This window comes from Ruegeria sp. YTSA219 (assembly GCF_059609985.1).
Genome location: NZ_JBXWMT010000008.1, coordinates 176,702 through 189,108 on the forward strand (window position 1 = coordinate 176,702; position 12,407 = coordinate 189,108).

At 58.8% G+C, this 12,407-nt stretch carries 12 protein-coding genes; 7 read left to right on the forward strand and 5 right to left on the reverse strand.

Annotated features, from left to right (window positions below):
* From serA to AC2FFB_RS13270, 4 genes are all read right to left on the reverse strand, one after another.
* Positions 1 to 1,596 carry a phosphoglycerate dehydrogenase gene (gene serA, locus AC2FFB_RS13255; RefSeq protein ID WP_142637232.1) on the reverse strand — a complete coding sequence of 532 codons (1,596 nt, stop codon included), beginning with the start codon at positions 1,594 to 1,596 and terminating at the stop codon, positions 1 to 3.
* A 65-nt stretch (positions 1,597 to 1,661) separates the two neighbouring features.
* A complete protein-coding gene (locus AC2FFB_RS13260) occupies positions 1,662 to 2,843 on the reverse strand; it encodes a phosphoserine transaminase (RefSeq protein ID WP_496713311.1) in 1,182 nt (393 codons plus the stop codon).
* 199 nt (positions 2,844 to 3,042) lie between these two features.
* A complete protein-coding gene (locus AC2FFB_RS13265) occupies positions 3,043 to 4,137 on the reverse strand; it encodes a Gfo/Idh/MocA family protein (protein WP_496875019.1) in 1,095 nt (364 codons plus the stop codon).
* A gap of 12 nt (positions 4,138 to 4,149) precedes the next feature.
* Positions 4,150 to 4,860: a GntR family transcriptional regulator gene (locus tag AC2FFB_RS13270; RefSeq protein WP_496875020.1), complete on the reverse strand. Its 711-nt coding sequence runs from the start codon at positions 4,858 to 4,860 to the stop codon at positions 4,150 to 4,152.
* A 107-nt stretch (positions 4,861 to 4,967) separates the two neighbouring features.
* Between AC2FFB_RS13270 and AC2FFB_RS13275 the strand changes: the two genes are divergently transcribed.
* The 6 genes from AC2FFB_RS13275 to AC2FFB_RS13300 are packed head-to-tail and all read left to right on the forward strand — an operon-like array spanning position 4,968 to position 10,544.
* Entirely contained in the window at positions 4,968 to 6,122 is a 1,155-nt protein-coding gene (locus AC2FFB_RS13275; protein WP_496689967.1) for an LLM class flavin-dependent oxidoreductase, read from the forward strand.
* Positions 6,122 to 7,012, forward strand: a complete 891-nt coding sequence (locus AC2FFB_RS13280) for an aldo/keto reductase (RefSeq protein WP_496689968.1) — start codon at positions 6,122 to 6,124, stop codon at positions 7,010 to 7,012. The genes AC2FFB_RS13275 and AC2FFB_RS13280 overlap by 1 nt, the downstream gene beginning before the upstream one ends.
* A complete protein-coding gene (locus AC2FFB_RS13285; RefSeq protein WP_185956692.1) occupies positions 7,012 to 7,527 on the forward strand; it encodes a flavin reductase family protein in 516 nt (171 codons plus the stop codon). The genes AC2FFB_RS13280 and AC2FFB_RS13285 overlap by 1 nt, the downstream gene beginning before the upstream one ends.
* Before the next feature lie 53 nt (positions 7,528 to 7,580).
* A complete protein-coding gene (locus AC2FFB_RS13290; protein WP_496689969.1) occupies positions 7,581 to 8,168 on the forward strand; it encodes a TRAP transporter small permease in 588 nt (195 codons plus the stop codon).
* Positions 8,169 to 9,458 carry a TRAP transporter large permease gene (locus AC2FFB_RS13295; protein ID WP_142637247.1) on the forward strand — a complete coding sequence of 430 codons (1,290 nt, stop codon included), beginning with the start codon at positions 8,169 to 8,171 and terminating at the stop codon, positions 9,456 to 9,458. It begins immediately after the preceding gene.
* 24 nt (positions 9,459 to 9,482) lie between these two features.
* Positions 9,483 to 10,544 (forward strand): TRAP transporter substrate-binding protein, encoded by a 1,062-nt coding sequence (locus AC2FFB_RS13300; RefSeq protein WP_496875021.1) that lies wholly within the window; start codon positions 9,483 to 9,485, stop codon positions 10,542 to 10,544.
* A gap of 31 nt (positions 10,545 to 10,575) precedes the next feature.
* Here AC2FFB_RS13300 and AC2FFB_RS13305 read toward each other — a convergent pair whose 3' ends face one another.
* Positions 10,576 to 11,046 (reverse strand): tetratricopeptide repeat protein, encoded by a 471-nt coding sequence (locus AC2FFB_RS13305; protein ID WP_496692579.1) that lies wholly within the window; start codon positions 11,044 to 11,046, stop codon positions 10,576 to 10,578.
* 84 nt (positions 11,047 to 11,130) lie between these two features.
* Between AC2FFB_RS13305 and AC2FFB_RS13310 the strand changes: the two genes are divergently transcribed.
* Entirely contained in the window at positions 11,131 to 12,330 is a 1,200-nt protein-coding gene (locus AC2FFB_RS13310; RefSeq protein ID WP_281995461.1) for a cytochrome-c peroxidase, read from the forward strand.
* Positions 12,331 to 12,407 lie beyond the last annotated feature (77 nt).

Below are 12,407 nucleotides of genomic sequence, written 5' to 3' on the forward strand. Positions count from 1 at the left end.
TCAGGCAACGTCGAACTCCAGCGGTTTGATTTGCGTGAACAGGCCGGTTTCGGCCAGCTTTGCCCGCGCTTCGGCTGGTACGGGTTCATCAACATAAAGCAAGGCAATCGCCTCCCCCCCTGCCTCGGTGCGTCCGAGGGTAAAGTTCGCGATATTGACGCTGTGCTCACCCATGGCCTGACCTAACGCACCGATGATACCCGGCACATCTTCGTTCGTGGTATAGAGCATGTGCGCGCCCACCTCGGCGTCGATATTGATGCCTTTGATCTGAATGAAGCGCGGCTTGCCATCGCTGAACACGGTTCCGCCGATCGAACGCTCGCGTTTCTCGGTCACGACGGTCACCTTGATATAGCCCTCGAAGGCGCCAGACTTGTCCTGATTGGTGGTCGAAATCTGAATACCACGTTCCTTGGCCACAACCGGGGCCGAAACCATGTTCACCTCGGGATTGAACTTCTTCATGATCCCGGCAACAGCCGAGCAGTTCAAAGCGGCAAGGTTCATTTCCGACGCAACACCATCATAGAGGATGTTGATCGCCTTGATCGGCTCATCCGTCATCTGACCGATGAAACCGCCCAGATGCCCGGCCAGTTTGATCCAGGGCCCCATGACCTTGGCCTCTTCCGCCGTCACGCTGGGCATGTTCAGCGCGTTTTCCACCGCGCCGGTCAGCAGATAGTTCGAGATCTGCTCGGCCACCTGCAGCGCCACGTTTTCCTGCGCCTCGGTCGTGGCGGCACCCAGATGTGGGGTGCAGACGACATTGGGCAGGTTGAACAGCGCGTTGTCCTTGGCCGGTTCTTCGCTGAACACGTCAAAGGCGGCACCGGCAACGTGACCGGATTGCAGAGCCTCGGCCAGCGCCTCTTCATCGACCAGACCGCCGCGGGCACAGTTGACGATGCGCACGCCAGGCTTGGTCTTGGCCAGATTTTCGCGGCTGAGAATGTTGCGAGTCTGATCGGTCAGCGGCACATGCAAGGTGATGAAATCGGCACGCGACAGCAGCTCATCCAGTTCAACCTTTTCAACACCCATCTTGGCGGCTTTCTCTTCGCCCAGATAGGGATCATAGGCGACAACCTTCATTTTCAGGCCCAGGGCGCGTTCGCAGACGATCCCGCCAATATTGCCCGCACCAATGACGCCCAAGGTTTTGTTGGTCAGCTCGATCCCCATGAACTTGGACTTTTCCCATTTGCCCGCATGGGTCGAAGTGCTGGCCTCGGGGATCTGCCGCGCCACGGCGAACATCATCGCAATCGCGTGCTCGGCTGTGGTGATCATGTTGCCAAAGGGCGTGTTCATCACGATGACGCCCTTCTTGCTGGCGGCATCCTTGTCGACATTGTCGGTGCCGATGCCGGCGCGACCTATGACTTTCAGCTTGTCCGCATGTTCCAGCAAGGTCGGCGTGACCTTGGTAGCCGAGCGGATGGCAAGGCCGTCATATTGGCCAATCACTTCGGCCAGTTTATCTTTGTCCTTGCCCAGATCGGGCATGAAATCCACGTCGATGCCGCGGTCGCGGAAAATCTGAACAGCGGTTTCACTGAGTTTGTCAGAAACGAGTACTTTGGGAGCCATGTCTGTGGTCCTTGAATGTAATGAGATGTCCGGGCCTGAGGCGGCCCGGTGAAGATTGGGAAAGATCAGGCGGCTTCAGTTTGTGCTGCGAGCTCAGCCTCGAAGGCCCAGGCTAGCCAGGGCAACATCGCTTCGATATCCGAAGTTTCGACCGTGCCGCCGCACCAGATACGCAGACCCGCAGGTGCGTCGCGATAAGCCCCGATATCCAACGCGATATTCTCGGCCTCCAACCGCTTTGCAACGGCCTTGGCAAAGGCTGCGCCGTCCCGGATGCGCGCATCGGTGAATTTCAGACAGACAGACGTATTCGACTGCGTCGCCGGGTCGTCAGCCAGGTTAGCGATCCAGCCATTCTGCTCGCAGAACGCATGCACCGCACCGGCATTCGCATCGGCCCGGCCAATCAATCCCTGCAGACCACCAACTGAGCGCGCCCAATCCAATGCGAACAGATAGTCCTCAACCGCCAGCATCGACGGGGTGTTGATCGTGGCGCCAGTAAAGATACCATCGATCAGCTTACCGCCCTTGGTCAGGCGGAAAATCTTGGGCAATGGCCATGCGGGGGTATAGCTTTCAAGCCGCTCCACAGCGCGCGGGGAAAGGATCAGCATCCCATGCGCCGCCTCTCCGCCCAGAACTTTCTGCCAGCTAAACGTGGTCACATCCAACTTGTCCCACGGCAGGTCCATCGCGAAGGCCGCCGAAGTCGCATCGCAGATCGTCAAACCCTGACGGTCTTCCGCGATCCAGTCACCGTTTGGCACCCGCACGCCCGAAGTCGTGCCGTTCCATGTAAAGACCACGTCATGGAGGAAGTTGACCGAGGCCAGATCGATGATCTGCCCATAATCGGCTGTTTTCACTTCGGCGTCGATTTTTAGCTGCTTGACCACATCCGTGATCCATCCCGCGCCAAAACTTTCCCAGGCCAGCATCTCGACCTTGCGTTCACCCAACAGCGACCACAGCGCCATCTCAACCGCGCCAGTGTCAGACGCGGGAACGATGCCGATCTTGTAATCTGCTGGAATGCCCAGCACTTCACGCGTACCGTCGATGGCCGCTTTCAGCTTATCCTTGCCAACAGCAGCGCGATGCGAACGGCCAAGCGCTGCGTCAGCCAGTTTGGTCAGGTCAAATGTGGGGGGTTTGGCGCAGGGCCCCGAGGAAAAGCGCGGATTTGCCGGCCGCGTTTCAGGTTTGCGCACGGCGTCATTCGATGCCGGTTGTTCGATAGTCATGTGTATTACCCTTCCAGATACACGCCCCTCGTTGGGGAGGGGTGTCCCACGGACAGAGCTAGGGTGCAGATGCAGCATCAACAAGCGAAAAAGACCCATTAGAAATCAAAAACGACAGGTTTTTATGCGCAAGTTGGGGGAGCGCGTTTCCGATAGGCGCAATTTCGTCACCGGCTCAGCGCATCGTCCTTGTTGCCTATCAGGTCAACCGAACGGCTTCACCCGTTGCCAGCGCCTGTTGTGCCGCCAACCCCATACGAACGGCCCACAGACCATCCTGCAGCGTCACATCCGGCGCGGCCCTTTCGCCGCGGACAAGCGCAAGGAACCCCTGATGCTGGTAATAGGTCGATCCATTGTGGTCCCCGGCGGCCAGCAGGCGCGGATCGACGGGGATGTCCTGTGACACCGGCCCCTTCGGATTACGCGGGCTGACAATCACCTGCGGCACCGGCGGCTCACCCAGATGATCGGGCCAAAAGCGCCCCGGCCCCGGCACCAGCGCCTCGATCTTGGCCAATTGTCCTGTGGCCGAGATTTCCTCTTGGTACCGCGATCCTTCGGCGAACATGCACAGTTCCAGCATCGCCCGCGTGCCGTTGGCGAAATCAACCAGAACATAACCGTGATCCAGAATATCCGGCGTTTCCCCATCATAGCTTTCGTCCAGATGGTTTACCGCCTGCCCACCGCTGGCGGTGATCCGCACCGGATCGGACCCAAGGATCAGCCGCATCAGGTCGAAGAAATGGCAGCATTTCTCGACAAATGTGCCGCCGGTATTGCGGTTGAACCGGTTCCAGTTGCCGACCTTTTCCAGAAAGGGAAATCGATGTTCTCGGATCGTCAGCATCTGCACCCCGCCGGTGGATTGGAGCCCTTTGATCAAAGCGGCAATCGGAGGCATATAGCGATATTCCATCGCCACCCAGATTGGATGGGGATAGTCACGCTGCACCGTTTCCAGCCGCGCCGCATCCTGCGGATCGGTAAAAAGCGGCTTTTCCACCAACAGGGGCAGTGGGCGCATCGCCGCGATGTCGCAGATCTGATCCACATGCAGGTGGTTCGGGCTGGCGATGACCAGGCAATCCAGATCCTTTACCGCCAGAAGGTCAGCCACCGACCCCACCATCTCGGCCTTCGGTGCGATCTCTTGCGCGGCGCGGGCCATCTGCGGGTCGGGCTCATAGATCGCCGCCACGCGCGTGCCATCCAGCAGAGCGATATTGTGCAGGTGCTCCTGCCCCATCATGCCGCATCCGATCAGCCCGTAATTGATGGTCCGGGTCATGCGCGTTTCCTTTTACTTCAAGCGTTGAACATAGGTGGCCCGATCCGGATCGAACCAAGTTTTAGAGAATTCGACGGGTTCGGCCTGTTCTGACCAGCTAAACCGCTCGATATACCCGACGGTCTGCCCAACGGGCTTGGTAAAGCCCGTCGGTGTCCAATCGGGCAGCGCCGCGATTGAAACCCTGTCTTCGGCCCGCGTGATCCAGAACCCCAACTGCTGCTGATAATAGCGATACAGCGAGTCCGACAGCAGGTCGCCGTCGATCAAACCCACTGATTCGTCGAGCCATATCTCTTCGACCGCGATGATTGTGTCATTCAAATAGCGCATCCGGCGCACGCGCGACCCCGTGGCCGCGGCTCCGAAACCGGGCAGATTGGCAGGCTTTTCCAGATGATCGACCGACAGGATATCCGCGCTTGGCAAACCGCCCCCTTCGGGCAGCTCAAGCCGGAACATCGCATAGACGCTGTTCTGCGTTCCGGTCTCACGGATGTAATTGCCCGAGCCCTGAATGCGTTCCAACATCCCTTTTTTCTCAAGCTCAGACAGCGATTTTCGCAGGGTCCCGACCGAGACATTCAGGTCCACCGCCATGTCCCGTTCCGGCGGCAGGCGCTCACCGTCAATCAGACGGCCGGCCGCAATATCGCGGATCAGCAGTTCTGCAATCTGAACATATATCGGAAGGGCATTGGGGTTTCGGCTTGTGGGGGGCACGTCGGGGCGCTTCGATTGGTCACAGGAAAAATTGATACACTATTGATCTACATCAATGTGATTGCTACGCAAGAGAAAAAGCAAATCCATTGCGGAGACCGACTCAGATGACGATCGTCCCAATCACCTCCCCCGATCTGAATGCGGCCGAGGTCTCGTGGTTTTCGGCTCTGTGTTCGGATGACTATCAGTTTCTGGGGATGCCCGATGGCGATCTGCGGTCCAGCTGGGACCATTGTTCCGCCATCGTGAAAGAGGCCGAGGCACAGGGGTTTCGCAACATCCTGTGCCCGTCATCCTATCAGGTCGGTCAGGACACGCTCAGCTTTGTTGCTGGATGCGCACCGATCACCGACAAGATCAACCTGCTGGCCGCGGTGCGTTGCGGTGAAATGCAGCCCATCATGCTGGCCCGCACCATCGCGACGCTGGATCACATGTTGCAGGGGCGCTTGACGGTCAACATCATCTCGTCCGATTTTCCTGGTGAAAAGGCAGACAGCGCGTTCCGTTATCAACGCTCGCGCGAAGTCGTCGAAATCCTGAAACAGGCTTGGACGCGGGATGAGATCAACCATGCGGGCGAGGTCTATAATTTCTCGGGCCTGACCACCGATCCAGCCAAACCCTATCAGACCGGCGGACCACTGTTGTATTTCGGCGGCTATTCCCCATCTGCGCTCGAACTGTGCGGAGAGCATTGCGATGTCTATCTGATGTGGCCAGAAACCAAGGATCAACTGGCCGGGCGGATGAAGGCGGTTCATGCGGTAGCCGAGAATTACAACCGGACACTGGATTACGGCTTGCGCGTTCACATGATCGTTCGCGATACCGAGGCCGAAGCGCAGGAATACGCTGATTACATCGTATCCAAGCTGGACGACGAATACGGTCGCGCCATCCGCGAACGGGCGCTGGATTCCACCTCGCTGGGTGTTGCGCATCAGGCCAAAAACCGCGATCTGGCGGATGAATACGGCTATGTCGAGCCAGGTCTTTGGACCGGCGTTGGCCGGGCGCGGTCTGGCTGCGGCGCAGCGCTTGTGGGCTCCACCGATCAGGTCATGACCAAGATTGAAGACTATCAAAAGATGGGCATCCGCGCCTTCATCTTCTCGGGCTATCCACATCTGGACGAGGCCCGCCATTTCGGTGCCCGCGTGATGCCCAACCTGAAAACCTGCTCGCTTCCCGAGGAATACGGACGCGTGCCCAAAACCATCCCAGCCACCCCGCTGGGCAACGGAGTTCGCCGCTAATGCAACGTGTAAAGCTTTCAGACACGCTGGAAATGAGCCGCCTGGTATACGGCATGTGGCGCTTGGGTGATGACAGTGACACCTCGGCGGATCATGTCGAAGCCAAGATACAAGCCTGCCTGGATCAGGGCATCACCACATTCGATCAGGCCGACATCTATGGCGGTTACGCAGCCGAGGCGGTTTTGGGCAACGCCCTGCGCGCCAATCCGGCGCTGCGCGCGCGGATGGAGATCGTCACCAAATGCGACATCGTTGCGCCGATGGGCCGATACGCAGACGCCATGGTCAAATATTATGACACATCGCGCGCGCATATCCTGAAATCCGTCGACACCTCGCTGTCCGAAATGGCAATCGACCATGTCGACCTGCTACTGATCCACCGCCCTGATCCCTTCATGGACCACCATGAGACCGGCGCAGCGCTGGACGAGGTCGTGGCCAGCGGCAAGGTGGGCGCGGTTGGCGTATCGAATTTCCGCCCGTGGGACTGGACGCTTCTGCAATCAGCGATGAAGACCCAACTGGTCACCAACCAGGTCGAGATCTCGCTGGGCGAAATCCGCCCCTTCACCAATGGCGACCTAGCGTTTCATCAACAGCATGGGCAGCCGGTGATGGCGTGGTCGCCGCTGGGCGGCGGACTGCTGATGGCCGGGAACCCTCCGGTCGGCGTGGTCGCGGATGAGATCGCCGCCGAATTCGGAGTGGACCGGGCCGCAGTGGCCGTGGCCTTCCTTCTGGCACATCCTGCAGGCATCCTGCCGGTGCTGGGCACCAACAATCTGGGCCGGATCAAACAGATTTCGGACGCCTTGAAAGTCAATCTGGATCGCGAGAGTTGGTACCGCCTTTATGAGGCGGCACTGGGCCATGAGGTACCATGATGAATGCAATGTCACAGGACATGAACCATACTTTCATCCCACACAAGGATGACACCCGAACCCTGCGCGATGCGTTTGGCCGCTTTGCCACCGGAGTTACCATCGTCACCTGCAACAGCACGGACGGTCCGGTCTGCATCACCGCCAACAGTTTTTCGTCCCTGTCGCTGGACCCGCCCCTGATCATGTGGGCCGGCGACCGCAACTCGCGCCGCTTCCCCTATTTCCACAAGGCGCGCCATTTCAGCGTTCATGTACTGTCCTCTGAACAGGCCGAGCTGTGTTTCGGCTGCTCGAAAAACGCCTTTGCGCTGCGAGACATCGCCCATGGGCATTGCTCAAATGGTACCCCTCTGCTGCCGGATTGTCTGGCACGGTTTGAATGTGAACAACACGCTTATCACGACGCAGGCGATCATGTGATCGTGGTGGGCAAAGTCCTGAAGGCCAGCATAAGCGATGGAGACGCGCTGACCTTCTATGCCGGAAAACTCGGCCAATTCGCGCAGTCCTAAGCGCGCTCTGACGACTGGGGGACAAACCCGCGGCTGACATAGGGAGGAAACGCATGGGCGGACTGGCAACGATGCTGGCGCCGATTGCATTCGTGAACGAAACCGTGCTGCGATTGGGCCGCGCGGTTGGCGTCGTTGCAATTGCATTCATGGTGACTGCAATCCTGATTCAAGTATTCTTCCGATATGTGCTGGGCAACGCACTGCCCTGGCCGGATGAGGCCGCCCGGTTCTGCATGCTCTGGATGACGGGTCTGATGGCCCCGACTGCATTTCGCCGCGGCGGGTTCGTGGCCATCGACATGGTGCCCCTGATGCTTCCGCGCGTATTGGGACAGATACTGATGCTCGCGCTGCTGTTCGTGTCACTGGCGGTGCTGCTGGTCGCGGTAAAGATCGGCTGGTCCGAAGTGACCGGGTTCGGGGGCAAATTCGCAACCGCCGCTTTGTATATTCCCACCTCATTTGGCTTTGACGAATGGTACCGCGTCCCGCGCAGCTGGATGATGGCCTCGCTGCTGGTGGGGGTGGCCCTTCTGATCGTAGTAAATGTCGAGCTGATCCTGCGCGCGATTGTCTCGCTATTGGGGGGCGCAGACCTGCTGCCTGAAATTGCCGACGCACCGGTGGGGGCTGAATAGATGTTGATTTGGTTCCTGCCCACCTTCCTTGTCTTTCTGATGATTGGCCTGCCGGTCTTTTTCGCCCTTTTGGCCGCCCCGGGTATCCTGCTGTGGCTGAATGGCCAATCCAATGACATCACCCTGCTGTACCGCAATGTCTATAACGGCATGGACAGCTTTCCCCTGATGGCAATCCCTTTCTTCATGCTGGCCGGAGAGCTAATGAACCGCGGCGGGATAACCATCCGTCTGGTGGAATTCAGCCAAGCCTTGATGGGCCATTTTCGCGGCGGGTTGGCGCATGTGAACGTGCTCAGCTCGATCCTGTTTGCGGGACTTTCAGGCTCTGCCGTGGCGGATACATCAGCGCTGGGTTCAATGCTGATCCCGGCGATGGAGAAGCAGGGCTATACCCGCAAATTTGCCGCGGCAATCACGGCGGCCAGTTCCGTCATAGGCCCGATCATCCCGCCTTCGGGCATCATGATCATCTACGCTTATGTGATGGGCGAAAGCGTTGCGGCGCTGTTTCTGGCCGGGATCGTGCCGGGCGTAATGGTTGGCGTTGGCCTGATGCTGATGATCAAATTCATGGCCGACAAGTATGATTTTCCCGTTGCCAGCCGCAAATACACATGGGGTGAACGGGGTCAGGCCAGCCTCAAGGCGTTCTTTCCACTGCTGACTCCGGTGATCATTCTGGGTGGTATTCTGGGCGGTATCTTTACACCTACCGAAGCCGCAGCAGTGGCCGTCGGCTATGCCTTTCTAATCGGCTTTTTCATCCTGCGCACCTTGACGCTCAAAGAAGTGCCCGAGATCCTCAGCAATGCCGGCCTGACCTCCGCCGTCGTTCTGCTGCTGGTGGGGGCGGCGATGGCGTTCAAAACCGTGGTCAGCCTCAGCCATGCGCCAGAACAGCTGGCCTCGCTGATCCTCAGCCTGTCGGAAAACCCGCTGATCCTGCTGTTTCTGATCAACCTGCTCTTGTTCGTTGTCGGCATGTTTCTGGATGCCGGGCCTGCGATCATCATTCTTGGGCCGATCCTGGGACCGATCTTTACCAGCCTCGGCGTCGACCCGATCCACTTTGCCATCATCATGAGCGTCAATTTGACTGTTGGTCTGGCCACGCCGCCCATGGGGCTGGTGCTGTTCGTGGCCGCCGCCGTGTCGCGCGAAAAGGTTGAAACCATTGCCAAGGCGATCCTGCCGTTTCTGGCCGTTGAAATCATCGTGATCTTTCTGATCACCTACATCCCCGCATTATCCATGACGATCCCGAGGATAACGGGATTTGCCAACTAACTGAGTTCCACAGGGAGGAAACGCATGCTCAGAACCTTTATCAAAACCGCAGCGGTGGCCACGTCGCTGGTCGCCGCATCAGCCATCGCGGCCACGGCAGCGGATTATACGCTGCGCGCCACGGCCAACTCGAACGAAAATGACGAGGATTATGACGGTCTAATCGTTTTCAAGAACTATGTCGAAGCCGCTTCGAACGGCGCGATCGAGGTCGAGCTGTTCATCGGTACGCAGCTGTGTTCGAACGGCGCGGAATGCCTGCAGGGTGTGGCCGATGGAACCATCGACATCTATATCTCGACCTCGGGCGGGGCGTCAGGCATCTTTCCCTATGTTCAGGTCCTCGACCTACCCTACCTTATGGCGGATGACCGGATTGCCGAGCATGTTCTATCCGGCGATTTCACCCGCACCATGCGCGACATGGCACTTGAGGATTCCGGCGGCGCGATCCGTCTGATGACCATCGGCAACACTGGTGGCTGGCGCAACTTTGCCAACACCCAGCGTCGCGTGGCTGAACCAGCTGATATGGAAGGGTTGAAAATCCGCACCGTGGTCGCTGACCTGCCACAAGAGCTGGTTAAAGCCTTGGGTGCATCGCCCACCCCGATCCCGTGGCCGGAACTGTTCACCAGCTTTCAAACCGGTGTGGTTGAAGGGTCCAAGAACGGCATCACCGACATCATGGGCATGAAATTCCCCGATGCAGGCCTGCAATATGTCACCCTGGACGGCCATGCCTATATGGGCGCTCTGTGGTGGATGAATAACGCCAAGTTCCAGGAGATGCCCGAAGACATGCGCCGTGTCGTGGTCGATGGGTTCTATGCGCTGCAGCAGGCCACCTTTGCCTCACCCAAGCGCAAGTCGATCCAGGCCTACGAGGATTTCGTCGCCGGTGGCGGTGATCTGTACGTGCCGACCCCCGAGCAGAAAGCCGCGTTCAAAGAGGCGGCAACCCCGGTCTACGAGTGGTTCCAAACCAACGTCGGTCGTGGTGATGAGGTCTTCACCGCGCTCAACGAAGCCGTTGCAGCGGCCGAGGCAGACGTCAACGCATCGCGTGACGCGGACCTGAACTAAGCCATTTAGGGTCGGGCGTTTGGCCCGACCCTCACCGAAACGGGTACATCCACCCTTTATAGTCGTTGACCAGAACATGGGCTCTTTCAATCTGCTCCGGCGACATTTTCTTGACCACTTCCTCAAGGCTGATTGCCGCGTCGGGATCGCCGCCAATGGCGCTGAGCGTGTACCACATGTAAGCCCGCACAAGATCGGGCGCAGGCATGCCCAGACCCAGTTCGTAATACCAGCCGATCCCCGATTGTGCGCCCGGATGCCCCTTCATCGATGCGCGCAGATACCATTCAAAGGCCCGTTCATAATCCTGCTCGACTCCAAGACCCAACCCGTACATCACACCGATCAATTCCTCGGCCTCGGCATTGCCGGATCGGGCGGCGGGCAGCAGTTCCTCGCGCGCGGCCTCGAACGCGCCGGCCTCCATCATGTCACGCGCCTGTTCCAGCTCGGCCAGCGCAGGGGTCGCAAGCATACACAGGGCAAATATAATCTGGCGCATGGGATTGCTTTCCTTTTCGCCGGCGCAGCCGCAGCGCAAGAGCTGCCACGCACGCTGACCGATGATGATTTCCTGTCCTTTGATATGGAACAGGCAGCCATCGGTCATCAACTGTTTTACGATCCAATCCTGTCGGGCAATCAAAACATCGCCTGCGCCCATTGCCACCATCCCGATTTCGGAACATCCGACGGCCTGTCGCTGGGTATTGGCGAAGGCGGTCAGGGGTTAGGCCCCGATCGCACGCCGGGCACTGGGTCCGACAAAATCCGCAAGCGTATTCCCCGAAATTCGCCCGGCCTTTGGAACCTCGGGGCAAAGGACATCCATACTGTTTTCCATGACGGACGACTGAGTATCTCGGATGTCTATGGCAACGGCTTCAACTCTCCGGCGCAGGAATGGTTGCCCGCGGGATTGAATTCTCTGCTGGCCGCGCAGGCGCTGTTCCCGCTGACCTCGCAGTTTGAGATGGCAGGAAATGTGGCTGAAAACGAGGTGACCGGCGCGGTACATGACCGGATAGACAAGGGCTGGCCGATCCTTGCCAAGCGTGTGCGCACCGACCCCGCCTACGGTCCGGCCATGATCGCAGCCTTCCCTGAAGTCGAGACATCCGAAGACATAACCATCACCCAGATCGCCAATGCTCTGGCCGCCTTCATGGCTATCGAATGGCGCAGTATCGACAGCCCTTTTGATCATTATCTGGCAGGGAACACCGATGCGCTGTCACCGGTTCAGAAGGCTGGGATGACCCTTTTCTATGGCAAGGCGCAATGCTCCACCTGCCACGCCGGGCCCCTAATGTCGGATCAGAAGTTCCACGCGCTGGCCTTGCCGCCCTTTGGCCCGGGCCGCACCCGGCAATGGGATCCCAATGTCCGCGATGTTGGCCGCATGGGCGAAAGTGATCGGCTTGAGGATGCCTACCGCTTTCGAACGCCGATGCTGCGCAATGTCGCTCTAACCGCACCATACGGCCATAACGGGGCCTTTCCCGATCTCGACAGCGTGATCCGCCATCACCTCAACCCTGAACGCAGCCTGTCGCGTTGGACCCGTGACATGGCCGCCCTGCCCGAAATTCCGTGGCTGGAACAGATTGATTTCGCGGTATGGGGCGATCAGTTCGAAATGGCGCGCCTACGCAGCCGGATCGACATCCCAGAGATTGACCTGACAGATGCAGAAATCACCAGTCTTGTGGAATTCCTGCATGGTCTGACCGGGACCAGCATCAAGACGCCGCCATTTGGGATTCCTGGCAATTTCATCCCATAAGATCAGCCCCTGGCCATTGCGGGGGCTGATCTGGTTGTCGTCTGTTTACTCTGCGGCTTCTTCGTAAGCGTCCATTG